This window comes from Sorangium aterium (assembly GCF_028368935.1).
GTDB classification, from domain to species: domain Bacteria; phylum Myxococcota_A; class Polyangia; order Polyangiales; family Polyangiaceae; genus Sorangium; species Sorangium atrum.
This window is the reverse complement of sequence record NZ_JAQNDK010000003.1, coordinates 280,052-304,036: the sequence shown is the minus strand read 5'-3', so window position 1 is coordinate 304,036 and position 23,985 is coordinate 280,052. Positions and strand designations below refer to the sequence as shown.

General features: G+C 71.3%; 23 protein-coding genes. 13 read left to right on the top strand and 10 right to left on the bottom strand.

Going from position 1 to position 23,985, the window contains the following annotated elements:
* Positions 1-91 precede the first annotated feature (91 nt).
* Positions 92-913: a sensor histidine kinase gene (locus POL72_RS25555; protein WP_272098176.1), complete on the bottom strand. Its 822-nt coding sequence runs from the start codon at positions 911-913 to the stop codon at positions 92-94.
* A 344-nt stretch (positions 914-1,257) separates the two neighbouring features.
* On the opposite strand from POL72_RS25555, the gene POL72_RS25550 reads away from it, so the two are divergent.
* The 3 genes from POL72_RS25550 (at position 1,258) to POL72_RS25540 (ending at position 3,615) form a co-directional block, all read left to right on the top strand.
* Positions 1,258-1,722, top strand: a complete 465-nt coding sequence (locus POL72_RS25550) for a response regulator (protein ID WP_272098175.1) — start codon at positions 1,258-1,260, stop codon at positions 1,720-1,722.
* Between the two features lie 228 nt (positions 1,723-1,950).
* Positions 1,951-2,379, top strand: a complete 429-nt coding sequence (locus POL72_RS25545) for a response regulator (protein ID WP_272098174.1) — start codon at positions 1,951-1,953, stop codon at positions 2,377-2,379.
* Between the two features lie 243 nt (positions 2,380-2,622).
* Entirely contained in the window at positions 2,623-3,615 is a 993-nt protein-coding gene (locus tag POL72_RS25540) for a sensor histidine kinase (RefSeq protein ID WP_272098173.1), read from the top strand.
* 97 nt (positions 3,616-3,712) lie between these two features.
* Here POL72_RS25540 and dapE read toward each other — a convergent pair whose 3' ends face one another.
* The 4 genes from dapE to ndk are packed head-to-tail and all read right to left on the bottom strand — an operon-like array spanning position 3,713 to position 7,058.
* Positions 3,713-4,816, bottom strand: coding sequence for a succinyl-diaminopimelate desuccinylase (dapE, locus tag POL72_RS25535; RefSeq protein ID WP_272098172.1), 1,104 nt, complete (start codon positions 4,814-4,816; stop codon positions 3,713-3,715).
* On the bottom strand, positions 4,813-5,688 hold the full coding sequence (locus POL72_RS25530) for a 2,3,4,5-tetrahydropyridine-2,6-dicarboxylate N-succinyltransferase (protein ID WP_272098171.1): 876 nt from the start codon (positions 5,686-5,688) through the stop codon (positions 4,813-4,815). Before POL72_RS25530 ends, dapE begins: the two co-directional genes overlap by 4 nt.
* 42 nt (positions 5,689-5,730) lie before the next feature.
* Entirely contained in the window at positions 5,731-6,624 is an 894-nt protein-coding gene (locus tag POL72_RS25525) for a hypothetical protein (RefSeq protein WP_272098170.1), read from the bottom strand.
* Positions 6,624-7,058 carry a nucleoside-diphosphate kinase gene (gene ndk / locus POL72_RS25520; RefSeq protein WP_272098169.1) on the bottom strand — a complete coding sequence of 145 codons (435 nt, stop codon included), beginning with the start codon at positions 7,056-7,058 and terminating at the stop codon, positions 6,624-6,626. Before ndk ends, POL72_RS25525 begins: the two co-directional genes overlap by 1 nt.
* A gap of 337 nt (positions 7,059-7,395) precedes the next feature.
* Between ndk and POL72_RS25515 the strand changes: the two genes are divergently transcribed.
* The 7 genes from POL72_RS25515 to phoU all read left to right on the top strand — a co-directional run bounded on the left by POL72_RS25515 (position 7,396) and on the right by phoU (position 14,392).
* Entirely contained in the window at positions 7,396-8,091 is a 696-nt protein-coding gene (locus POL72_RS25515; protein ID WP_012235579.1) for a response regulator, read from the top strand.
* Between the two features lie 6 nt (positions 8,092-8,097).
* The gene (locus POL72_RS25510) at positions 8,098-9,594 is read left to right on the top strand and encodes a HAMP domain-containing sensor histidine kinase (RefSeq protein WP_272098168.1); all 1,497 of its coding nucleotides are present in this window, start codon (positions 8,098-8,100) and stop codon (positions 9,592-9,594) included.
* Between the two features lie 96 nt (positions 9,595-9,690).
* Positions 9,691-10,800: a phosphate ABC transporter substrate-binding protein PstS gene (gene pstS, locus POL72_RS25505; protein ID WP_272098167.1), complete on the top strand. Its 1,110-nt coding sequence runs from the start codon at positions 9,691-9,693 to the stop codon at positions 10,798-10,800.
* A gap of 81 nt (positions 10,801-10,881) precedes the next feature.
* Entirely contained in the window at positions 10,882-11,865 is a 984-nt protein-coding gene (gene pstC / locus POL72_RS25500) for a phosphate ABC transporter permease subunit PstC (RefSeq protein WP_272098166.1), read from the top strand.
* Entirely contained in the window at positions 11,862-12,773 is a 912-nt protein-coding gene (pstA, locus tag POL72_RS25495) for a phosphate ABC transporter permease PstA (protein WP_272098165.1), read from the top strand. The genes pstC and pstA overlap by 4 nt, the downstream gene beginning before the upstream one ends.
* Positions 12,774-12,782: 9 nt before the next feature.
* Entirely contained in the window at positions 12,783-13,646 is an 864-nt protein-coding gene (pstB, locus tag POL72_RS25490) for a phosphate ABC transporter ATP-binding protein PstB (RefSeq protein WP_272098164.1), read from the top strand.
* Positions 13,647-13,666: 20 nt separating this feature from the next.
* A complete protein-coding gene (gene phoU, locus POL72_RS25485) occupies positions 13,667-14,392 on the top strand; it encodes a phosphate signaling complex protein PhoU (RefSeq protein ID WP_044964959.1) in 726 nt (241 codons plus the stop codon).
* A 40-nt stretch (positions 14,393-14,432) separates the two neighbouring features.
* Here phoU and POL72_RS25480 read toward each other — a convergent pair whose 3' ends face one another.
* The 4 genes from POL72_RS25480 to POL72_RS25465 form a co-directional block, all read right to left on the bottom strand.
* Positions 14,433-14,957: a molybdenum cofactor biosynthesis protein MoaE gene (locus POL72_RS25480; protein WP_272098163.1), complete on the bottom strand. Its 525-nt coding sequence runs from the start codon at positions 14,955-14,957 to the stop codon at positions 14,433-14,435.
* Positions 14,954-15,469 carry a cyclic pyranopterin monophosphate synthase MoaC gene (gene moaC / locus POL72_RS25475; protein ID WP_272098162.1) on the bottom strand — a complete coding sequence of 172 codons (516 nt, stop codon included), beginning with the start codon at positions 15,467-15,469 and terminating at the stop codon, positions 14,954-14,956. The genes POL72_RS25480 and moaC overlap by 4 nt, the downstream gene beginning before the upstream one ends.
* A 77-nt stretch (positions 15,470-15,546) precedes the next feature.
* Positions 15,547-16,668, bottom strand: a complete 1,122-nt coding sequence (gene moaA / locus POL72_RS25470; RefSeq protein WP_272098161.1) for a GTP 3',8-cyclase MoaA — start codon at positions 16,666-16,668, stop codon at positions 15,547-15,549.
* A 21-nt stretch (positions 16,669-16,689) separates the two neighbouring features.
* On the bottom strand, positions 16,690-16,923 hold the full coding sequence (locus POL72_RS25465; RefSeq protein ID WP_272098160.1) for a MoaD/ThiS family protein: 234 nt from the start codon (positions 16,921-16,923) through the stop codon (positions 16,690-16,692).
* Positions 16,924-17,083: 160 nt separating this feature from the next.
* Between POL72_RS25465 and POL72_RS25460 the strand changes: the two genes are divergently transcribed.
* Positions 17,084-20,629: a serine/threonine-protein kinase gene (locus POL72_RS25460; protein ID WP_272098159.1), complete on the top strand. Its 3,546-nt coding sequence runs from the start codon at positions 17,084-17,086 to the stop codon at positions 20,627-20,629.
* 213 nt (positions 20,630-20,842) lie between these two features.
* On the opposite strand, the gene POL72_RS25455 is transcribed toward POL72_RS25460, so the two are convergent.
* Entirely contained in the window at positions 20,843-21,436 is a 594-nt protein-coding gene (locus POL72_RS25455; RefSeq protein WP_272098158.1) for a hypothetical protein, read from the bottom strand.
* Positions 21,437-21,745: 309 nt separating this feature from the next.
* Here POL72_RS25455 and POL72_RS25450 point away from each other — a divergent pair, with 309 nt between their 5' ends.
* Entirely contained in the window at positions 21,746-21,958 is a 213-nt protein-coding gene (locus POL72_RS25450) for a hypothetical protein (RefSeq protein WP_272098157.1), read from the top strand.
* An 18-nt stretch (positions 21,959-21,976) separates the two neighbouring features.
* On the top strand, positions 21,977-23,980 hold the full coding sequence (locus POL72_RS25445; protein WP_272098156.1) for a PAS domain S-box protein: 2,004 nt from the start codon (positions 21,977-21,979) through the stop codon (positions 23,978-23,980).
* Positions 23,981-23,985: the final 5 nt, after the last annotated feature.

Here is a 23,985-nt window from a genome sequence, read left to right as displayed (position 1 = left end):
GTTGGAGCACGCTCGCGACGTGCGACCCCGTTCATCCTAGACGAAGTCTTCATCGGACACGATCCGCGCGTTGCGAGCCCAGGGCAGGACCTCATCCGCCATCGCCGCTCGCGCTCGCCGCGCCGCCGCGACCCCTCGTTTCGGGCGAGCTGGGGGGAGCGCCCCGTTGAACGCCGCCGAGAGAGCACGAGAATCGCAGACCCGTCGGGGAGAGCCCCGAGGCCGGCTCCGTCGAGCTGCCGTCCGCGCGCTCGGACGACGGCTCCACGGTCAGCCCGCCCCCGTGCGCGCCGAGGATGCCACGCGCGATCGCGAGCCCGAGGCCCAGCCGCTCTCGACGGCGCGGCGCGACGGGGTCGGCGGGGATCGCTGCCCGCTCGCCGAACGGATCGAGCAGCCGGGCGAGCGGCTCTGGCGCGACGGGGCCGGCCTCGTCGATGACGGTCACCACCGCCTCACCGCCAGAGATCGAGACACGTATCTGCACGGGGCGATCGCGCGAGCGCAGGATGGCGAAGCCGAGCACGTACTCGATCGCCACCCGGAGCAGCTCAGGATCCCCCTCCACGGGGGCGCCCCCGTCGGGCTCCGCATCGAACGAGATGCGCACGCCACGCGCGGTCGCCGCTTCCTCGAGGTGCCCCGCCGCGCGGCGGGCGAGCTCGCCTGCATCGCACGACGCGATCGCCATGGGACGGCTCGCGTCCGCGCGGAGCCAGATGGAGTTGTCGAACTCGTCGAGGAGCCGCTTCAGCCGCTCGCCCGCGCCGCGCACGCGCTCCAGCATGTCTCGCGGCGCCGCCCCGAGGTCCTTCTGGTAACGCAGGAGATAGTGGACCCCCGCCAGCATGGTCGCCAGCTCACCCCGAAGATCGTGGCCCACACGCGCGAAGAACTCGTCATCCATCCACATAAACGCCTGCTCCGAATATGCAGCAGCGCGGACCTCGAGCATCAGACGAGCAAGCCAACCGTCGTCGGGGCTGCCCCGAAACAGCGGTCGCCGGACGCTGGGGGTGAGCCGCGCAGAGACCCCCCATCTGCGCTGGACAGTTGATGGTTGCGGATAAGCGACCTGGGCACAAGGTGTACCTGGGGTTCAGGTTCCGCCTCCACCAGCGCGGGGGGGCCTTTCCAGAAACGCCGGCGGGAGGCCGTTGCTCTCCTTCCATGGTCCCATGGTCATGCTTCCGCGCATCGCGCATCGAAGCCCGAGCACCTGGGGAGCGCTGTCAGCCGAGCCGCGAGCGGGGGAGCATGTCCGAGGCAGAGCGCAGTGAGTTCACCGAGCATCACGACGAGCAGGGAGATGAGGATACCCTGGTGATCGAGCGGCGGCGCAGGGTCCTCATCGTCGATGATGATCCCGATTTCCTCGTCATGGCGGAGGCGGCGCTCGCTGCGCACGGCTTCCTGGTGGAGCGGGCAACCGGCGGGTTGCGTGGCGTGTTCCTCGCGACGCAGGACGTGCCGGATGTGATCCTGTGTGACCTGAGGATGCCCGGCATCGACGGCTTCGTCGTCGCCGAGGCGCTGCGCGCCGATCCGGCGACCCAGCACGTCGCCATCTTCGCGTGCACCGGCCGGCGCGATCTCGAGGCCCGCGCCGCCCTCAACGCCTCGGCGTTCGACGGCGTCCTCGTGAAGCCGGTCGACTGGGACAGCGCCGCTCGTTTGCTCCACGAGATCGTCGGCGTCCGCCGACCCTACGGACCTACCTAGGCCACGTCAGGAGCAACCTGAGACCCCTTCAGGGCAAATGCAGGATAACCCCTGCGCGGGAGGGGAAATGCCCGGCATTGTGCCCGCTATCAGGTATACAAACATGACGTGACCCGAGCGGATCGCCCCCCTACATGACCTTCGTGAGAGGCCGGCCGAGCGATGCCGGAGCCCCTTACGACCGATCGGGCGGCGCGGTGCGCCGAGGAAATGGAAAGGTTCACTGGGATGGAAGTGAAGTCTGATGACAACGCGGTCTCGCCGCTCGTCCTGGTCGTGGACGACTTCCAGGACAACCGGGAGATGTTCGCGGAGTACTTGTCTTTCTCCGGGTTCCGCGTGGCCGAGGCGGCGACGGGGCGCGAGGCGCTCGACCGCGCCTTCGAGCTGATCCCGGACCTCATCCTGATGGACCTCTCGCTCCCCGAGATCGACGGCTGGGAGGCGACGCGCCACCTCAAGAGCGATCCTCGCACCATGCGGATCCCCATCGTCGCCCTCACGGGTCACACGCTCGCGGGGCACTCGCGCGAGGCGAAGGACGCGGGGTGCGACGCCTTCCTGACGAAGCCGTGTCTGCCGGACACGCTCGTGCTCGAGATTCGCCGCCTCCTGTCGCGCGGCGTCGCGTCATCGCAGCCGGAAAGCACGCCCTGACGCGCCGCGAATCCCCGCTCCACGGAACCAGCGAAACCCACACAGCGCGCACGAGCTCGCGAGATCCCCGAGGCGCGTGGCCCCCCCGCGAGACCGCGGCGAGACCGCGGCGAGACCGCGGCGAGACCGCGAATAGCGCACCTGCGCTCCCGCGCTGCCAGGACTTGACTGCGGCACCACCTGACTATTCTCGGTGCGGTCTTTCTGGCTAACTGAGCGCTTGAGAGGCACGAGGGGACAAGAATGGCGGGGGTGACGAGAAAAAAAGCCGGGAAGAACGCGGCGGACGGCGCGGATGCAGCGCACGGCCGCACGCTCCGCGGGCGCACCACGGCGGCGCCCCTGCGCGCTCCGAAGAGAGGCTCGGCGTCCGCTGCAGCGAGCGGGCCTCGATCCGCGGGACCGGCGACCCTGCGCGCCAGGGCGCCCAGGCGATCGAAGGCGGACGCGGAGCGGCTCGCCCCACGGGGCGACGCGGCCAAGCGCGAGCGGATCATCGAGGAGCAGCGCCAGCTCCTCGAGCGTCGCGCGGAGGCGGCGGAGCGCCTCCTGCGCGACACCGTATCCACCATCTCTCACGACCTCAGGAACTCGCTGAGCGTGATCGTCGTGAGCGCCCGCATGCTGATGCGATCCGTGGCTCAAGAGGGCCCGGGTAGGCGGCAGCTCGAGGCGATCACCCGCGCGGCGGACGAGATCAACCAGCTCGCGCAGGACCTTGTCGACGCCATGAGCATCGAGAGCGGCTCGCTGAAGGTCGGCAAGGGCGCGCACGAGGTCGAGCCGATCCTCGACAAGGCGATCGAGCTCGTGGCGCCCACGGTCGCGCTGAAGCCGCTCGAGATCGCCAAGGAGCTTCCGCACGATCTGCCGCCCATCGCGTGCGATCGCGAGCGCATCGTCCAGGTCATCGCCACCCTGCTCGGCAACGCCATGCGCTTCACGCCGAAGGGCGGACGCATCACGGTGCGCGCCGAGCCATCGGGCACCGACGCGCGATTCTCGATCTCCGATACAGGACCTGGCATCTCCCCGGATCAGCACCCGCTTCTCTTCACCCGCCACGCGCTCCCTCGAAGGCCCATGGGACAGGGGATGGGGCTCGCGGCGTTCGTCACGAAGGGCATCGTGGAGGCCCACGGCGGTACGATCTGGGTCGAGAGCTCGCCCGGCCAGGGGAGCACGTTCTTCTTCACCATCCCCGCCGCCGGGCTCTCGGTGCGCGCAGGCACCTGAGGGGCACGAGGGTCGCCGGGGCGCGCCCCGAGCACCGCGCGCGATCAGGCGGGTTCCCCCCTGACACGGAGCGCGCGCGGCGGGTGCGCGCGCGGCGTCAGGCCGGTCCGAGCGCCGAGAGCCAGCGGCGGAGGATCGCGCGACCCTCCGACAGCTTTTGAAGCGACGACCACTCGTTGCGCTGGTGCGCCTGGGCGTTCTCGCCAGGGCCGAAGTTGACCGCAGGCACTCCGAGCTCCGCGAAGCGGGCCACGTCGGTCCACGCCTGCTTCGGCTCGACCGCGGCGACGCCCGCCTCGCGCAGCGCGACGACGAGCGGGTGCGACGCGTGCGGCGGCGCCGAAGGGCTGAGATCGCGCCAGGCGATCTCGGCGCGGCCGTCCACGAGCGCCTCGATGGTCCGCTGCGCCTCCTGGATCGACGTCCCAGGCGGGAAGCGGTGGTTCAGGTTCATCGTGAACTCGTCCGGCACGACGTTCCGCCCGCGCCCGCCCTGCGCCATCGTCGCCGTGGTGACGGCGCGGTAGACGAATCCGTCGATCTCGACCTCGCGCGGCGCGAGCGCAGCGAGCTCGACCAGGAGCGGGCCTGCCTTGTAGATGGCGTTCTCCCCTTGCCACGGCCGCGCGCTGTGCGCCGTCCGCCCGCGGAACGTCAGCCCAGCGTGGAGCGACCCGCTCGCGCCGAGGCTCAGCCGGTTGTCGCTCGGCTCGAGGCACACAGCGAGATCGAGCGCGCGGAGATCCGGCTCGCGCTCGATGACCAGCGCGAGCTCGTTCTCCAGGTACGGCCCCTCCTCCCGCGCGTAGAACACGAGCGTCAGATCGACGCCCGCGATCGCCTCCCGCTCTCCCTCGGCGAGGTCGAGCATCAGCGCGAGCCCCGATTTCATGTCGCTCGCGCCGGGGCCGTAGAGGCGATCCCCCTCGATCCGCGGCGGCCCGTCGTGCGAGGTGCGCACCACGTCGAGGTGCCCGGCCAGCGCGATCTTCGGGCCGCCCGTGCCCTGCGTCACCTGCACGACGAGCGAGTCGCCGTGGCGGCGCACCGGCGCGGCGAGCCGGGCCCGACCGAGCCGCTCCGCCACCGCGCAGCACAGCTCCTGCTCCTCGCCCGTGGGCGACGGGACGGAGCACAGCCAGAGCAGCGTGTCCGCGAGATCGGCCGCGGCCGCCGCGCCCGCGTCGGCGCGCGCGCTCACACCGGCACCGCGAAATCTCGCAGCGCCGCGTTCAGCGACACCTTGCGGTCCGTCGCCTCGCTCCGCTTGCCGATGATGAGCGCGCAGGGGATCGAGAACTCCCCTGCGGGGAAGCGCTTCGGCCGCGTTCCCGGGATCACCACGCTGCGCGCAGGCACCCGGCCGCGGTATTCGACGACCTCCGGCCCCGTGACGTCGAGGATCGCCGTCGACGCGGTGAGCACCACGCCGGCGCCGAGCACCGCCTCTTCCTCGACCACGACGCCCTCCACCACGATCACGCGGGAGCCCACGAAGACGCCGTCCTCGATGATCACAGGCCGCGCCCCCGGCGGCTCGAGCACCCCGCCGATGCCGACGCCCCCGGCGAGGTGCACCCCTCGCCCGATCTGCGCGCAGCTGCCGACCGTCGCCCAGGTGTCGACCATCGACCCCGAGCCGACCCACGCGCCGATGTTCACGTAGCCGGGCATGACGATCGCGCCCTGCTCGAGGAATGCGCCGTAGCGCACCGTCCCCGGCGGGACGACGCGCACGCCCGCCTTGTCGAGGCCGCGCTTGAGCGGGATCTTGTCGTGGAACTCGAAGGGGCCGGCCTCCATCACGCTCATGCCGCGGACCGAGAAGTAGAGAAGGATCGCCTCCTTGATCCACGCGTGCGTTACCCACCTGTGCGGCGCGCCCTCGCCGGTGGACGCCGCGCCTTCGCCGCCCGCCTGCGCGGTCTTGTCGGGCTCGGCGACGCGGAGCTGGCCTTGATCGAGGCACTCGATCGTGCGGAGGACCGCGGCCTCGTGCGCGGGCGAGCGCAGGAGCTCGCGGTCGCGGAACGCCGCCTCGACAAGGGACTTCATGGATTCTTCGGTGGCCATGGCGCCGCCTTTAGCACGGCCGAGCCAGCACCGGCACCGGGGTCAGAACGTCATGGTGACGACGCGCCCGCCCGTCCCCTCGACGAGCTCGATGCGCGCGCGGCGCGCGACGACGCGGGCCACGGCGGCCGCCCGCTCGCCGCCGTCGCGCAGCACCACGTCGAGGGCGACCGCCGGCGCCCCCTCACGCGGGCCGCGCTCGGCGATGCGCACCACCGAGCGCCCGTCCGAGAGGCGGGACACGGTGAGGTGCGGGCTCGCGACACCGGCGGCGCTGACCATGCCGACAGCGAGCTCCATGAGCCCGCTCACGGCGCGGACGTCGCCCTCCACCTCGTTGGCCCGGCCGTCGGAGGAGGCGACCGAGATGCCGACCACGGGCCGCCCCTCGGCCGGGGCGGCGCTCCAGTTGCGGAGCACGTCGATGAGATCGAGCGGCGTCGGGCGCAGCTCGAGGGTCGCGATCACGAGCTCGGACAGGCGCAGCGCGCCGCTCAGCTCCCGGGCCGTCCTGCGCACCGACGCCTCGAGCCCGAGGCGCTGCCGCGCGTCGATGCCGCGCTCGGAGCCGCCGCGATCTCCGCGACCGCGGCCAGGGCCGCGCGCCGGCGAGGCGCCGGCCGCGGCGCGGGACAGCTCGTCCGTGAGGCGCGCGACCTCGACGCCCGCGTGGCCGAGGACCGCGCAGGCGGCGTCGGCCGCCGCGGCGTCGGCCGCCACGGCGGCGTCTGTCTCGACGAAGCCGTCGCGGACCGCCGCGGACAGGCTGTCGAGGGCAACGACGAGCGCCGCGCACCCCTCGCAGACCTCCGGCAGCGCGAGCGCGACCCCACGCGGCCCGACGCGGCGCGAGCCGAGCAGGTGCGCGAAGCTCTCGATGCCTGCCGCGCCGTCCCGCGCCGCGCCGAGCGCAGCCGCGAGCCGCTCGCCGAGCATCAGGCCGTCGCGCTCGGCGCGACCTCGTAACCCGCGAAGAAGTAGGCGATCTCCCGCGCGGCGGTCGCCGGCTTGTCGGACCCGTGGACCGCGTTCTCGCCCACGTTCGCCCCGTAGAGCTTGCGGATCGTCCCTGCCGCCGCCTTGGCCGGGTCCGTCGCGCCGATGACCTCGCGGTACTTCGCCACCGCGTCCTCGCGCTCGAGCGCCATCACCAGGATGGGGCTTCGCGACATGAACGTCACGAGCTCGTCGAAGAAGCCGCGCCCCTGGTGCTCCGCGTAGAAGCCCTCGGCCTCCGCGCGGGTAAGGTGGATGCGCTTCATCGCTTTGACCGTGAAGCCCTCCTGCTCGAGGCGGGCGACGATCGCGCCGGCCGTGTTCTTTTCCATCGCATCAGGCTTGATGATTGAGAGTGTTCGCTCGAGGGCCATGGGCGGCCCAGTTAGGCGAAAACGCCGAGCGTTGCAAGCATCACGCATTCCGTCCCGGGAGTCCGCAGCCCGCCGCGCTGCACGATCCCTCGGCTGGTCGCGCTTCCGTCATCGCTGTCCGCCCCGCCACACCGCTCCAGGCTGCTCTCCCGGCCGCGCCCCAGGTTGCGGATCGGCCACGTCCGATCCCGCCCGCCCGTTGTCCGTCTCGGCTCTCCGCGCTCTCCTCGCGCTCGCGCGCCATCGCGTCCTTGTCGCAATTCCGTCTCGCGAGGGCGACGCGCGACACGCGCGATCGCCATCAAGCTGTCACAATGCGCTGCTACATACATCGGCCATGCCGAGCCACGTGCTCATCGTGGAGGACGAGCGCGACCTGCAGCGCGTCCTCACCTACAATTTCCGTCAGGCAGGGTTCGATGTGGTGTCCGCTGGGAGCGGGGAGACGGCGCTCCGCGCGGTCAAGGAGGAGCGGTTCGATCTCGTCCTGCTCGACCTGATGCTCCCGGACATGTCGGGCACGGAGATCTGCCGCCGCCTCAAGCAGAACCCACAGACATCGGCGGTGCCCGTCATCATGGTCACGGCCAAGGGCGAGGAGATCGACCGGATCGTCGGCTTCGAGCTCGGGGCCGACGACTACGTCGTCAAGCCGTTCAGCGTGCGCGAGCTCATCCTGCGCGCCCGGGCGATCCTCAAGCGCTCGGAGAGCCCGGCGTCGGCGCCGGAGAAGTTCGACTTCGGCATCCTGCGGGTCGATCGCGCCGCGCACCGGGCCTGGGTTCAGGAGGCCGAGATCGCGCTGACCGCCCTCGAGTTCCGCCTGCTCATGATGCTCTACGATCGCCGCGGGCGCGTGCTGTCGCGCGATCTCCTGCTCGACGAGGTGTGGGGCTCGCACGTCGACGTGACCGCGCGCAACGTCGACACCCACGTGAAGCGCGTCCGCGAGAAGCTCGGCGCGGCGGGCGATTACATCGAGACCGTGCGCGGCGTCGGCTACCGGTTCCGCGCCGAGCCCGAGGTCGCCTAGGGGCCCATGCGCTTGCTTAGGGGGCTGGGCATCGGCGCGAAGCTCGCGGCGGGGACGGTGCTCGCCCTCCTCGTCGCTGGCGTCCCGATCGAGCGCCTCGCCGCGCGCGACATGGAAGCGGCGCTGCTGGCGGAGCACAGCCCGCGCGCCGCCGTCGACGCCGCCCTGCTTCGCTCACGGCGCACCCTGCTGCTCGGCATGGGCACCGTGATCGTCGTCGCCGTCTCGGTGGGCGCGGCCACGGCCTTCTTCGTCACGCGCCCGATCCGGAGGCTGACCCGCTTCGCGCAGGCGATGTCCGAGGGCGACCTGTCGACGCGCGCCCCGCTGCGCGGCTCGGGCGAGCTGCGTCAGCTGGCGCGCGCGCTGAACCACCTCTCGAGCGAGCTCTCCCGCTCCACCGCCGAGGTCCGGACGGAGCGCGCCCTGCTCGCGGGCATCCTCGACGGGATGAGCGAGGGCGTCCTCGTGCTCGATCGCGACGGGAGGATCCTCCTCGCCAACCGGGCGCTCCGCGCGATGGCCTCCCTCGGCGAGGACGCGCTCGGTCGATCGGTCATCGAGTCGATCCGCAACGCGCGGCTCACCGAGGCGATCCAGCTCGCCGGCAAGCGGGACGAGCCTGTCGACGTCGAGGTCGAGCTCGGGCGGACGCTCCCGAGGCGGCTGCTCGTGCGCGTGTCGCGCCGGAAGGGCCCGGAGCGGCTCGGGCACGATGAGCGCGAGGCCCTCGCCGCGTGGGGCGCGGATCACGACGGCGCGTCCGCCGAGCCGGGGCTCATCGCGGTGTTTCACGACGTCACCGATCTCCGCCGGCTGGAGACGATCCGGACCGATTTCGTCGCCAACGTGTCCCACGAGCTGCGCACCCCGGTCACCGCGATCAGCACCGCCGCCGAGACGCTGCAGCTCGGCGCGCTGAACGATCCCCACGAGGCCGCCGAGTTCGTCGACGTGATCGATCGGCACGCGAAGCGCCTCCGCCACCTCGTCGACGATCTGCTCGACCTCTCGAAGATCGAGGCGAAGAACTTCCGCCTCGCGCTGTCGGAGCTCGACATCGCCCCCGCCATCGAGCACGTCACGCAGCTGCTCGCGGAGGCGGCGCGCCGGCGCAGGGTCACGTTGACCGTCGACGCCTCGGCGCTCCCGCCCGCTCGGTGCGACCGCCGCGCGCTCGAGCAGGTGCTCATGAACCTGCTCGACAACGCCATCAAGTACGCCGGCGAGGGAGCTCACGTCACGGTGAAGACGCGCTCGGTCGATCACCAGGTGACGATCGCCGTCGCCGACGACGGCCCCGGTATTCCGCCCCACCACCTGGGCCGCATCTTCGAGCGGTTCTATCGAGTCGACGCCGGCCGCTCACGCGATCTGGGCGGCACCGGGCTCGGCCTCGCTATCGTGAAGCACCTGGTCGAGCTGATGAACGGCTCGATCGAGGTCGAGAGCGCCATCGGCCGCGGCACCCAGTTCACCGTCCGCCTGGCGCGCGCCGAGTGATCCACGCGAACCACGCAAAGCCAGGAAAGCGCGGTACTCGCTGTTCCACCTTGCCGTCACGGAGCTGTCACAAAACTCGATTACGCCTTGCTGTGCATGGCTCGAATTCTGCTCACCCTGGCGATGTTCCTCCTGACCGCGGCGTGCGGTCGCTCTGATGCCCCCCAAGAAACCGGCTCGCTCCCCGGCGCGAAGAAGGACACCGCGCCGCAGCCGACCGCTGACGGGGACATCACCTTGACGGGCGCGGGTGCGACGTTCCCGTACCCTCTTTATACGAAGTGGATCGCTGAGTTTCAGAAAGCCAACTCCAAGGTCAAGATCAACTACCAGTCCATCGGCTCCGGGGGTGGGATCCGGCAGATCACCGAGCGGACCGTCGATTTCGGCGCCTCCGATGCCCCGATGAACGAGGAGCAGCTCGGGAAGGCCGCCGGCATCCTTCACCTGCCGACCTGCCTGGGCGCGGTCGTGCTGACCTACAACCTCGAGGGTGTCCCGTCTGGCCTGAAGCTCACGCCGGAGGCGGCCGCGCACATCTTCCTGGGCAAGATCAAGAAGTGGAACGACCCGGCCCTCCAGAAGGAGAACCCGGACGTGAAGCTCCCCGACAAGGAGATCGCGACGGTCCACCGCTCGGATGGCAGCGGGACGACCAAGATCTTCGTCGACTACCTGAGCACGGTCAGCCCGGAGTGGAAGAGCGGACCAGGGACCGGGACCAGCGTGAACTGGCCTGGCGGCCTCGGCGCCAAGGGCAACGACGGTGTCTCCGCGCTCATCACGAGCACGCCCGCCTCGATCGGCTACATCGAGCTCGCGTACGCGATGCAGAACAAGCTCACGTTCGCCTCGCTCAAGAACAAGAGCGGGAAGTTCATCACCCCGTCGCTGGAGAGCACGACCGCCGCGGGCGCCGGCGCCGCCGCCAAGATGCCGGAAGACCTCCGGATCTCGCTCGTGGACGCCGAGGGCGAGGACGCATACCCCATCGCCGGCTTCACGTACCTCCTCGTGTACCAGGAGCAGAAGGACCTCGCGAAGGGCAAGGTGCTCGCCAACTTCGTCAAGTGGGCGATGCAAGACGGCCAGAAGTTCACGAACGACCTCCATTACGCCCCGCTGCCCGCGGCTGTCGTCGAGAAGGTCGACAAGAAGCTCGCCGCGCTGGTCGGCCCTGACGGCAAGCCCCTGCTCGCCCCATAACCCCCAGGAATGCGCCTCGGCCGTGCGAACGGCGCTCCGCCGCGCGCGGCTGGCGTGCGCGCAGGAGCGCAGGATAGGTCCATGAGCACCGTAGAAGTCCCGATGCAACAAGCCGCCTCGTCCGCGCCACAGAGCGACGCGCCACATGGCACGCGCGGAGCAGATCGAGCGTTCCGCGCCATCCTGACGATGTTCGGCCTGACGGTGCTCGCGGTGCCAGCGCTGATGGTGCTGGAGCTCATCCGCTCATCGCGGCTCGCCATCGACAAGTTCGGGCTGGGGTTCCTCACCGGGCGCGTGTGGGACCCTGCGCGTGAGGAGTTCGGCGCGCTCCCGTTCGTCTACGGCACGGTCGTCACGTCGCTGATCGCCATCGTGCTCGCCGTCCCCGTCTCGCTCGGCCTCGCGATCTTCCTGTCGGATCTGGCGCCCCACCGGATCCGCAAGCCGCTCGGCTTCATGGTCGAGCTGCTCGCGGCGATCCCGAGCGTCGTCTACGGCTTCTGGGGCATCGCCGTGCTCCGCCCCTGGCTCCGGGACACCGTCGAGCCGGTCATCATCAAGTACTTCGGCTACATCCCCCTCTTCGAGGGCCCGCCGCTCGGCTTCGGCATGTTCGCGGCGGGCGTCATCCTCGCCATCATGATCGTCCCCACGATCACGTCGGTGTCGCGCGAGGTGATGCAGGCGGTGCCCCAGCTGCACCGCGAGGCGGCGGTCGGCCTCGGCGCGTGCGCGTGGGACACGATCCGCTACGCGGTCCTCCCGTCGGCGCGCTCAGGCATCATCGGGGCCATCATCCTCGGGCTGAACCGGGCGCTCGGCGAGACGATGGCCGTCACGATGATGATCGGCAACGTCCCGAAGGTGAGCGCGTCGATCTTCCACCCCGGCTATTCGATGGCGAGCGTCATCGCCAACGAGTTCGTCGAGGCGACGAGCGATATGTACGTGTCGGCGCTGTCCAAGATCGCGCTGCTCCTCTTCGGGGTCGCCCTCCTCCTCAACCTCTTCGCCCGGTGGCTCGTGAGCTCGACCAAGAGCAAGCTGGAGAAGCGCGCATGAACAGCGACACCCCTGTCCCCGTGGCGAGCCCCACGAGCGCCCCCAAGCGCACGCTGCTCGAGCCCGCGCCCGGCGAGACGCTGCGCCGCGCGCGCAGCTACTTCTTCGAAGGGCTCTGCGTCTCGAGCGCCGTCGTCGTCCTGGTCCCGCTGTTCCTGATCTTCATCTACGTCGTCAGCAAGGGCCTCAGCGGGCTGTCCCTCGACTTCTTCACCCAGCTGCCGAAGCCCGTCGGCGACGAGCGGAGCGGCATGGGCAACGCGGTCGTCGGCACGCTCATCCTCGTCGCCATCGGCTGCAGCATCGGGTTGCCGACGGGCATCCTCGCCGGCATCTACCTGGCCGAGATCGGGCGCGGCAAGCTCGCGGCCGCCATCCGGTTCATCGCCGACGTGCTCGGCGGCGTCCCCTCGATCACCATCGGCGTGTTCGTCTACGCCCTCGTCGTGGTCACGATGAAGCGCTTCTCGGCGCTCGCCGGCGGCATCGCGCTCGCGATCGTGATGCTCCCGACGGTGACCCGCACGACGGAGGAGCTGCTCAAGCTGGTGCCCGCCCACCTCCGCGAAGCGTCGCTCGCCCTCGGCGTGCCGGAGTGGCGCACGAGCCTCCTCGTCGTGCTCCGGACGGCCTCGCCCGGGATCGGCACCGGCGTGATGCTCGCCGTGGCCCGCATCGCCGGCGAGACCGCGCCAGTGCTCCTCACCGCGCTCGGCTCATCGTATTGGAGCTTCGCCATCGACCGCCCCATCGCCTCACTGCCGGTGCAGATCTGGCGGAACGCCACATCGCCCTACCCGAAATGGCAGCAGGAGGCGTGGACCGGCGCCCTCGTGCTGATCATCATCGTCTTCCTCCTCAACCTGCTCGCGCGCATCGCCACGTCGCGGAGCGTCAAGGCGCGCTAAAGGCACTCGATGAGCTCGTTCGACTCACTGCACCACAAAGGACGGTCCGGGGAACGCCGCAGCGGGCTCGACACGGACGGCATCGACAGCCGCTCCATCGAGCCAGGAGACGAGGCGCCGCCTGCCAAGATCAGCGTCACTCGGCTCAACGCCTATTTTCATAAGTTCCACGCCATCCACGACATCACGCTGGATATCCCCGACGGCCAGGTCACAGCGGTCATCGGCCCGTCCGGGTGCGGTAAGTCGACGTTCCTGCGATGTCTCAACCGGATGCACGAGCAGGTGCCCGGGGCCTCGGCGAAGGGCTCCGTCATGATCGACGGCGTGAACATCTATGACAAAGCCGTCGACCCGGTGCGGCTGCGGCGGCGCGTCGGCATGGTGTTCCAGAAACCCAACCCGTTTCCAACCATGTCCATCCGCGAGAACGTCCTCGCTGGACACAAGCTGAACGGCATCTCCGTCAAGGATCCCACAGGCCTCGTCGAGAAGTGCCTGCGCCAAGTCGCGCTCTGGGACGAGGTGAAGGACAAGCTCGATCAGTCCGGGCTATCTCTCTCGGGCGGCCAGCAGCAGCGGCTCTGCATCGCCCGCGTCCTCGCGGTGGAGCCGGACGTGATCCTGCTCGACGAGCCGTGCTCGGCGCTCGATCCCATCGCGACCGCGCGCGTCGAGGAGCTCATCGACGAGCTGAAAGAGCGGTATACTTGCGTGCTCGTAACACACAACATGCAGCAGGCCGCCCGGTGCTCTGACTATACCGCCTTCTTCTACATGGGGGACTTGGTGGAGTTCGACAGGACCCAGACCATCTTCACCAACCCCAAGGAGAGCAAGACGGAAGACTACGTCACCGGGAAGTTCGGCTGATGGAAGCGGGGGATAGAGTCATGCCGACGTCGCACACGAGCAAGGTCTACGAGCACGAGCTACGCACGCTTCGCGAGAAGCTGCTGCTCATGGGGAGCCTCGTCGAGGAGATGATCCAGAAAGGCTCGACCGCGCTCACGACGCGCGACACGGGCCTCGCCAAGGCGACGATCCGGCTCGATCGCCGGATCAACCGCCTCGAGTGCGAGGTCGACGAGCTCTGTATGAGGATCCTCGCGACCCGCCAGCCCGTGGCGTCCGACCTGCGCTTCGTCACCACGGCGCTCAAGATCGTCACCGATCTGGAGCGGGTCGGCGACCTCGTTGTGAACGTCTGCGAGCGTGTGCAGGAGCTCAACGAGGAGCCGCCGCTCGCGCCGGTGGCGGATCTGCAAGGCCTCGCGGACGAGGCGATCGAGGTGGTGCACGAGGCGCTGGACGCGCTGGTCGCCCGCGACTGCGAGCGAGCGAACCAGCTGCTCACGCGCGATGACGTGATCGACGAGCACTACGCCCGCATCTTCCAGGAGGTGCTCCTCGTCATGAGCCGCGATCCGAGCACGGTGTACAGGGCCACGCGCATCCAGTCGATCGCCAAGTACCTGGAGCGCATCGCCGATCACGCGATGAACATCGCGGAGTCGGTCGTCTTCCTCGTCAAGGGGACGGACATCCGGCACCACAACCGCCTGAAGGAGAACGACCCGCTCTCCTCGCCGCCGCCGGCCGGGCTTCGCCTGCGCTAGGCGCCTGCCCGGCCTGCGCTAGGCGCCTGCCCGGCCTGCGCTAGGCGCCTGCGCTGCCCGGAGGCGCCGTCCCGCCGTGGCCGTGCCCGTGGGGCTCCTCATCGCCGTGCGCGTGCCCGTGGGGCGCCTCGTGCCCGTGCTCGCCGGCGCAGCGGGCGTCCTCCCATCCGACCCAGTACGGGCCGTCCGGCCCGTGCTCACGCTTCCAGATCGGCAGGCGCTCCTTGATGCGATCGATGAGCAGGCGGCACCCGCGGAAGGCCTCTGCCCGGTGCGGCGCGCTCGCGGCGCAGGCCACGGCGACGTCGCCGACGTGGAGGGCGCCCACCCGGTGCGTCGCGGCGACGCGCACGCCGGGGAGCTCTGCCGCGATCTCCGACAGGACCCGCTCCAGCTCGGCCTCGGCCATCGTCCCGTAGGCCTCGTACTCCAGCAGCGTGACCGAACGGCCCTCGTTGACGTCGCGCACCACGCCCAGGAACGTGGCGATGCCGCCCGCGCCAGGGTGAGACACCGCGGCGATGAGCTCGTCGAGTCGGAGCGGCTCGGCGCGGATCCGGCTCACGGCGCGCTCCGCTGGAAATGGCCGGACCGGCCCCCGCTCTTCTCGAGGAGCTTGATGTCCGAGATCACCATCTCGCGATCGATCCCCTTGAGCATGTCGTAGATCGTCAAGCACGCGGCGCTCACCGCGACCATGGCCTCCATCTCGACGCCGGTGCGATCCACCGCCTCCGCGGCGGCGGTCACCCGGATCGACGCGGACGGCTCGTCCACGTCGAGCGAGACCGAGACGTGCGTGAGCGCGATGCCGTGGCAGAGCGGGATGAGCTCCGGCGTGCGCTTCGCCGCCATGATCCCGGCGATCCGCGCCGCGGCCAGGACGTCGCCCTTCGGGGCGTCGTCGCGCGCGACCCGGGCGATCGTCTCGTGGCGCATCAGGACGGCGCCGGACGCGACCGCGCGGCGGTGCGTGACAGGCTTGCCTTCGACAGGCACCATGCGGGCCTCGCCGCTCGGAGAGAGGTGAGTCGAGAGCGCTTCGCCCTCGCGGGGTCGATCAGGGGTTCGCGGCATCGCCCCGGAATCTGACACGGCGGCCCCGAGGACCGGTAGCCGAACGTGATCCGGCCCCGCGCCGATCGCCCGCTCCTTCAGCCGCCGATCGCGCGGATCGACACAGCGGAGGCCGTCTCTTCGGTGCAGCCCTTCCAGACCTTGCCGTCCGGCTTGAGGCGCCACGCCTCGTCCAGGCGCAGGCGGATCGCCTCGCGATCGCCGATCTTCGCCTCGCGCGAGGCGTCGACGCCGTCGTCCGTGGCGAGGCACGGCCGGAGCACGCCCGTCGAGGAGACGCGCAGGCGATCGCAGCTCTCGCAGAACGTGTCGCTCGTGCCCGTGATGAAGCCCACGCGGAGCGACGGGTCGCGGCGAGCGCGGACGTACCTGGCCGGGCCGAGGCCGGGCTCGGCCGCCGCCTCCTCGGGGAGGAGGTGCTCGGCGAGGCGCGCCCTCATCTCGGCCGCGGTGACGAGGTGCTTGCCGACGAGCCGAGCGCCCTCGGCGATCGGCATCACCTCGAGGAAGCGCGGCACCATCCGGCGCTCCCAGGCCCACAGCGCGAGCCGCTCGATCTCGTCGTCGTTCACGCCGCGGAGGACCACCGTGTTCAGCTTGATCGGCGAGAAGCCCGCCGCGATCGCGGCGTCGATGCCGTCGAGCACCCGGGCGAGCTCGCCGCCCCGGGTCACCTCGTGGAAGCGCGCAGGATCGAGGGTGTCGATCGAGACGTTCAGCCGGTGCAGCCCGGCGGCGCGCAGCGGCCCGGCGAGCCGCGCGAGCTGCGACGCGTTCGTCGTGAGGGCCAGATCCTCGAAGCCGAGCGAGGCGAGGCACCCGACGATCGACACGATCTCGGGGTGGAGCAGCGGCTCGCCGCCGGTCAGGCGCACGCGCCGGACGCCGGCGTCGCGCAGGGCCTCGAACATGGTGCGCCAGGCGGCCGTCATGAGCTTGCCGTCGGCGTAGCCGTCATGCCGCGACGGGCGGCAGTAGGTGCACGCGAAGTCGCACCGATCCGTGACCGAGATGCGCGCGCTCCGCGGTGCGGGCCCCGCGTGCGCGCCAGCGGCCTCGCGGGCGCCGTCGCGGTACGGGATCACGGCGGCGCGTCGCCCGGCCTCTCCGCCGCCGACGAGCGGCAGCGATCGCCTCCGCTCGGCCGGCGCGTCGCCGGCGTTGCGCGCAGGATCGAGGGCACCAATAGAAGAAGGCATGCAGCGTCCCTCTCCGGTCCTCTAGCCGCCCGCCACCGGCGGGATGAGCGCGACCTCGTCACCGAAACCTACAGGATCGCTCGGCGTCGCATAGACGCCGTTCACGGCCACCCGGATGGATCCCTTGTAGGGGCCGAGCCCCGGATAGCGAGCACAGACGTGCTCCAGGAGCTCCGCTGCGGTGCAGGGACCAGCCAGCGGCAGCGCCACTTCTCCGGTGCCCAGCACATCCCTCGCGCCAGCGAATGCAAGCACGCGTACCGCTGCATCCATCACCGCAACCTAGCATCGCTCCGCTGACCCGACACGACGAACTGCCGCCAAGCGACCTCGGGCCGCCCTGGCGCCTGGCGCCTGGCGAGATTCGAGTCTACCGGGCCCGGCCGGCACGGCTATCATCGGGCGGCTCACCGTCATGTCGGAAGAAGGCTTTTTGCCGGGCACGATCCTGGCCGGTCGCTATCAGGTCCGCCGAGAGCTGGGTCGCGGCGGTATGGGCGTCGTCTATCTCTGCCGCGATCTCGTGCTCGACGAGCGCGTGGCCGTGAAGCTGCTCGACCGGCCAGGCGCGGCGGCCCGCCCCGAGGACGCCTGGTGGTTCCAGGAAGAAGCCAGGGCGCTCGCCGGGCTCTCCCATCCGGCGCTCGTCAAGGCCCGCGACTTCGGGGCGCTCAGCAACGGGACGCCGTACCTCGTGATGGACGCCGTCCCGGGGCGATCGCTCCACGAGTGGCTCTACCTCGCGCGGCTCGAGGACCCGCTGCCCTGGCCGATCATCTGGAGCGTCATCGACCAGGTGCTCGGCGCGCTGGCGCACGCGCACGCGCGGGGCGTGATCCACGGGGACCTGAAGCCGTCCAACGTCCTCGTCGATCTGCAGCACGGGGGCGAGCCGCCGCTCGTGCACGTGCTCGACCTCGGGCTCGCCTGGCTCATCCAGGACCGGGTCGATCACCGGCTCGACGGCTCCAGGGAGAGCGAACCCACGGTGCGCTGGGGCGCGGGCACCCCGGGCTGGATGGCGCCCGAGCAGATCCGGTTCGCGGCGCCCCACGTCGGACCGCCGACGGACCTCTACGCGCTCGGCTGCATCCTCTACGCCCTGCTCGCCGGCGGCGAGGTCTACGACGGCAACAACGACGAGCTCCTCCAGCAGCACCGGAGCGCGTCGATCCCGGACCTGCCCCTCCCCCCGGTGGTGCCGGGCGACGTCGCGAAGTTCGCGAAGCGGCTGCTCGCGAAGCGGCCCTGGCACCGCTTCGATTTCGCTGGCGACGCGCGGCGGGTGTGGAAGCGGTTCGAGCCGCGCAACAACGAGAACGTGACAGCGACGCCGCTGCCGATCGCCCTCTTGACGAGCGGCCGTCTGCCCCCGAGCCGCAAGGAGCTGCTCACGCCCGAGCTCATCGAGCCTCCAGACGACGACCCGCCGCCGTCCGTGACGACCACCGGGCTGCTCGCGCTCCGGCCGAGCCCGTTCGTCGCGCGGACCGGGGAGCGGGCGCGGCTCATGGAGGTCGTGGCCGAGATGGTCGACGCGCCGAAGGCGATGCACCGGTTCGTCCTGCTCGCGGGCGAGGCCGGCGTCGGCAAGAGCCGGCTGGCCGAGTGGCTCTGCGAGGAGGTCCACGAGCGGGCGCTCATGGTGCCGCTCCGCGCGCGCTACCGGCGCATCGCGGCGCCGCTCGACGGCGTGCTCGGCGCGGTGACCCAGCACTACCGGCTGGAGCGGGCCGAGCGCGAGATCGTCGAGAAGGTGCTGATGAACCTCTGGGAGGTCCCGCCCGAGGACGAGGTCGGCAAGACGTGGGTCGCGGCGACCGCCGAGTGGATCAAGCCGTCGCCTCCGGGCAGCGAGGCGGTCGGCCCGACGGGGAAGCGCTTCCGCCTGGACCGCCCCGAGCTCCGCTGGCTGATCATCCGCAAGACCCTGGAGAGGATCGGCCGGGACCGGCCGGTGCTGCTCTGGCTCGACGACCTGCACTACGCCTCCTCGACCACGTTCGAGGGGCTCATGACGCTCCACCGCGACGCGCCGAACCTGGGCCTCCTCGTCGTGGCGACGGTCAGGAGCGAGGCGGTCGAGTGCGATCCGGTGGCGGCGAGGCGCATCGAGGGGGCGCTCGCGGCCTACGTCGGGGAGCGGCTCGACGTCGCCCCGCTGAACCCCACGCAGACGCACGCGCTGCTCCGGGAGACGCTGCCGCTCGACGACGCGGCGGCCGAGGCGGCGACGGCCCGCAGCAAGGGGAACCCGCTCTTCGCGCTGCAGCTGCTGCACGCGTGGGCAGGCGGCGGCCACCTCCAGCTGCGCGCGGGCAAGTACTTCGTGCCGAGGGCGTCGATGGCCGTGCAGGCGGCGACCACCGCCGACCTCTGGGAAGAGCGCCTCGCGGCGCTGCCCGAGGAGCTCCGCACCGGCGCGCGCGCCGCCGCCGCGCTCGGCGGCGACATCCGGCGCGAGATCCTGCGCGCGCTGCTCACCTCGCTCGACATCTCGGCGGACCGGGCGATCGCGTCCATGCAGCGCGCCCAGATCCTCCTCGCCGTGGGCGATCGCCTGCGCTGGCCGCACGCGCTGCTCCAGGAGCACCTCCTCTCGCAGCTCTTCCTCGAGCCGGACGCGGCCCGCGTGTTCCGCGCCGCCGCCGACGCGCTCGGGGCGCACCCGGCCGCGTCGAGCCGCCGCATCCTCCGGCACCGGGTGGTCAGCCTGCTGCGCGCCGGCGACACCGACGAGGCCGCGGCGCTCATGCACGCGCACGTGGCGGCGCACTGGCAGAGCTCGCGCGACATCGCGGCGACGCTCCGCGACCTCGCCGTGCTCGACGGCAAGTTGCCCGGGGGGAGCGACTCGCGCCCGGGCCTCCGGGGCGGGGTGGACGCGCGGCCCGTGCTGACGGGGACGCGCCTCGGGACGCAGCTGCGCTTCCGCGGCGAGGCGCTGCGGCTGGCGGGGAGGCTCGACGAGGCGCGGCGCGACGCCGAGGACGCGCGGCGTATCTTCGAGCAAGCCGGCGACCGCGAGAACCAGGCGCACTGCCTGCGCCTGCTCGGGCACATCGCGTCGGACCTCGGCGCGGAGGCGCAGGGCCGGCGGCTCGTGGCGCGAGCGCACGCGATCTTCGACGAGATCGGCCACGGCCACGGGCAGGCGCAGTGCGAGGTGCTGCTCGGCGAGATCGACTACCTGCTCGGCGAGCACGCGCGGGCGCGGGCGGTGCTGGCGTCCGGGGCGTCGAGGTTCATGGAGGTCGGCGATCGGCTCGGCCGGGCGCAGTGCCTGCTGCTGCAGAGCATGGTCGAGCAGGCCGGGGCGACCTCGGAGGCGGCGCGCGCGCTGCTCACGACCGCGCACGCCGACTTCGACGCCATCGGCTACCGGCTCGGGCTCGCGCAGTGCGACCTCGCGCTGTCGCACTCGGACCACCGCGTCGGCAACTTCGAGGCGGCGCGCTCGGGCGCGCTCGCGGCGCGGCAGAGCTTCCGCGACGTCGCGAACCCGCGCGGCGAGGCCGGGTGCGAGCGCCTCCTCTCGATGGTGGCGCTCGACGCGGGCGCGCCGGAGCTCGCCGAGGAGCACGCGCTCGCCGCCGGCAGGCTCTTCGAGCGGCTCGGGGATCCGTGGGGCCTGGTGGAGGCGCGGCTGCTCTTCGCGCAGATCGCGCTCCACCGCGGGGACGCGGAGCTCGCTCGCGAGCACCTGATGGCGTGCGAGGCGGTGGCGCTCGCGGAGGCGGAGCCCCGGCAGCACCGGCACCTGACGCTCGCGTGGCTCGCGTACCACGAGGGGCGCTTCCACGAGGCGGCGCGCGAGCTCGACGCGGCGCGGGCGGCCTTCAAGGACAGCCGCACCGGAGACCATACGCCGCAGCTCCTCGAGCGCTTCGCGCGGATGGGCTGGCCCAAGCCGGCGGGGACGCGGATCAGCGGCTGGATGCGCACGCTCGAGAGCGCCTGAGGCGAGGCCGGGGGCACTGGATCCGGCCACAAGTGCGCTCCAAAGGATCAAAGGCCGTCGACGGCTGACGCTCTCCCGAGCTGCGTCGCCGAGCGGGGCTCACCCGCACAGGAGACGGGTCCAGATCGGCGTTTTCGGCGCGCAGGCGCACTCCCGTGCGCTGAGCACCGAAAACGCCGAGATGGGCCCGTATCCGAAGCGGGTGAGCCCCGCTCAAAGAGGGAGCCAGAAGTCGGGGCCGAAGAGGCGGCGCGCGTCCTCGATCGTGCGGAGGGCGCGCGGCAGATCGAGCCTCGCCTGGTGCTCGGCCAGCTGCACGACGTAGGGGATCCAGAGCGGCCTGCAGACGACGAGCGCGGCGAGGTGGAACTCCGCCTCCTCGGTCTGGCCGAGATCCATCGCCACACGCGCAAGGAGGCTGTGCACCGGGACCGGCGACCCGAGGGGCGCGATCGCCGTGGCGCAGCGCCGCACGCTCTCCGCGGCCTCCTCGCTGGGGTGCCGCCGGAACTCCTGGAACGTCTCCTCGAGCTCGTGCTCGTCGCTCACCTGCTCCGGCAAGTGCTGCGCGACGAGCGCCTTCCAGTGATCGACGAACGGCAGACCGGCGAGGGCGCTCGAGCCGTCGGCGTGGGCAAGGAGCATGTCGGCCTCCTTCCAGTCGCCAGCCTCTCGGGCGAACTCGAGCCCGGAGACGACCCGAGCCTCCTCGTGGAGCCCAGGCTCCTTCGTCAGGAGCCAGCGCTGCCAGTAGAGCGCGCCCCGGAAGGCCACGCGCGCGAGCGGCTCTTTGTCGTCCGCACGCATCTGCAGCGCCATGTCCAGGAGCGCACTCTTGTGCCGCTGTACGTCGTCGACGAGAAGGCTCGCCGGCCAAGCGCAGAGCCCGCACGCCTCTGAGATCATCGAACCCCCTCGCACCGCGCGAGAGCTGCCTGCCGACAGGCAGCGCAGAAGGAACCCCCCGCGATACAGACCAACGCTACCACGGCGCCCGCAGCACGCGAGAGGCCGTCGCCAGCAGGTGGCAGGCAGACAACATTGACGAAGGCAACAGCGCTCGAATGCCGCCGCGCGAGCGGCCTGCACCGGAACGGATCCCGAACCAGGGAGCGGATGAGAGACGAAACGCACGGGGACGAAGACGACGAGGACGGCGACGACGACAACGGCCCGCGCCGAGCCGCGCGCGGGCTCATGGACCTCGACCGAGGCTTCCTGCACAATGCGCCGCTGGCGGCAGCGACCGAGCGGGGGTGTCGGCGGCCGCTCGAGGTGCTGATTGGCGATCGAGATCGAGAGGACAACCCGGCGGCACGGCGCTCCTGACACCCTGCGGCGCCCACGATGAGCCAGCCTGATCTCCACCGCGCCGCGTTCGAGGCGGCCGAAGACGCGCTCCTCCTCCTGGAGAACGGCCGCGTGATCGACGCCAACCCGAGCGCGATCCGGCTGCTCGCCGGGTCCGCGGACGGCCTCGTCGGACGGGAGCTCGCGGACCTCGCGCCGCTCCTGCAGCCCGACGGACAGGCCTCCGCCGAAGGCCTCGCGCAGCGGCTCGACGCGGCGGGCCGGGGCGAGCCGCAGCGGTTTCGGTGGCTCTACCGGCGCCCAGGCGGGGACTTCATCCAGGCCGACACGCAGATCGCGCGGCTCCCCCTCCCCGACCGAGCAGGGCCGATCCTGCGCGCGGTCGTGCGCGAAGAGGACAAGGAGCAGCGGCGGCTCTACGCGCTCGCCGTCGACATGCTCGGCGCCGCGACGCTCGACGGGCGGTTCAAGGAGCTCAGCCCCTCGTGGGAGCGCACGCTCGGGTTCAGCCGCCAGGAGCTGATGGCGCGGCCCTACCTCGAGTTCATCCACCCCGAGGACAAGGCGCGCACCCTCTCGGAGACAGACACGTTCTCGACGGGCGCGCAGACGATCACCTACGAGAACCGCTTCCTCTGCAAGGACGGCTCGTACCGGTGGCTCGAGTGGAACGCGATGCTCGCGCTCGACGAGGGGCTCGTCTACTTCGTCGCCCGCGACGTTACGCGGCGCAAGACCGCCGAGATCGCGCTCCGTGAGTCCGAGGAGAAGCTGCGGGCGCTCTACGACGGCATCCCGCACCACCTGGTGGTCGTCGACAAGGACGCGCGCATCGTCTCGGTGAACCGGCCGTCTCCCGGGGTCCGGGAGGAGAGCATCGTCGGCCGGAGCCTCTACGATTTCACGGCGCCGGAGTACCACGCCACGGTGAGGGAGGCGCTCCGGACGGTGCTCCAGGAGGGGGGCCGCGCGAGCTACGAGGTGGTCGGCCTCGGGGCGAACGGCGGGCGGGCGTGGTACGCGAACCACGTCAGCGCGATCCGCGGGGCCGACGAGGTCACGAACGCGCTCATCGTGGGGGAGAACATCACCGAGCGCCGGCGCGCCGAGGAGCAGCGCCGGGAGAGCGAGGCGCGCTTCCACGCGGCCGTCGAGGCCAGCATGGACGCGTTCCTCACGCTGGCCTCCCGCCGCGACGACAGCGAGGAGATCTCCGATTTCGTGATCACGGGGCTCAACGCGCGCGCCGCGACGATGCTGTCGATGCCGCGCGAGCAGCTCCTCGGCCAGCGGCTCTCGGAGCTCGTCCACTCGGTCGAGGCCGGCGTCCTCCTCGCGAGGTGCCTGCGCGGCCTCCGGAAGGGGGCGCCGATCGAGGAGGAGATCCTCCTGCCCGCGCCGACCGCCCAGGCGTCGCGCCCGGGCGTCTGGGTGCACCATCAGATCGTGCCGATCCAGGGCGGCGTCGCCGTGACGATGCGGGACACCACCGAGCGCAAGCGGCTCGAAGATCAGCTGCGCCAGTCGATCGAGCGCCTCGAGGTGTACGCCGAGGAGCTGGAAGGCAAGAACCGGATGCTCGCCGCGGAGAACGCCGAACGCGAGCGGACCGCGAGCGTCCTGCGCCAGCAGCAGGAGGCGATCCGCGCGCTGTCGACGCCGATCATCCAGGCGTGGGAGGGCGTCCTCGTGCTGCCCATCATCGGCGCGCTCGACGGCGTCCGGGCCACGGACATCATGGAGAAGCTGCTCGGGGAGATCGTCCGCACGCAGGCCCACTTCGCCGTGCTCGATCTGACCGGCGTGGAGGTCGCGGACACGCCGACGGTCGACCACCTGTTCCAGGTGGCCCGGGCCGCGAGCCTGCTCGGCAGCCGCTGCCTCGTGTCGGGCATCTCCCCCGGGGTCGCGCAGGCCATCGTGACGCTGGGAAGCGACGCGCGGATGCTCGAGACCTTCGGCGCGCTCGAGGACGCCCTGCGCCACGCGCTGGTCGTGTCGGGCGCCCGGCTGCCGAACGCGCGCGGCAAGGCGCGGTAGCGGCG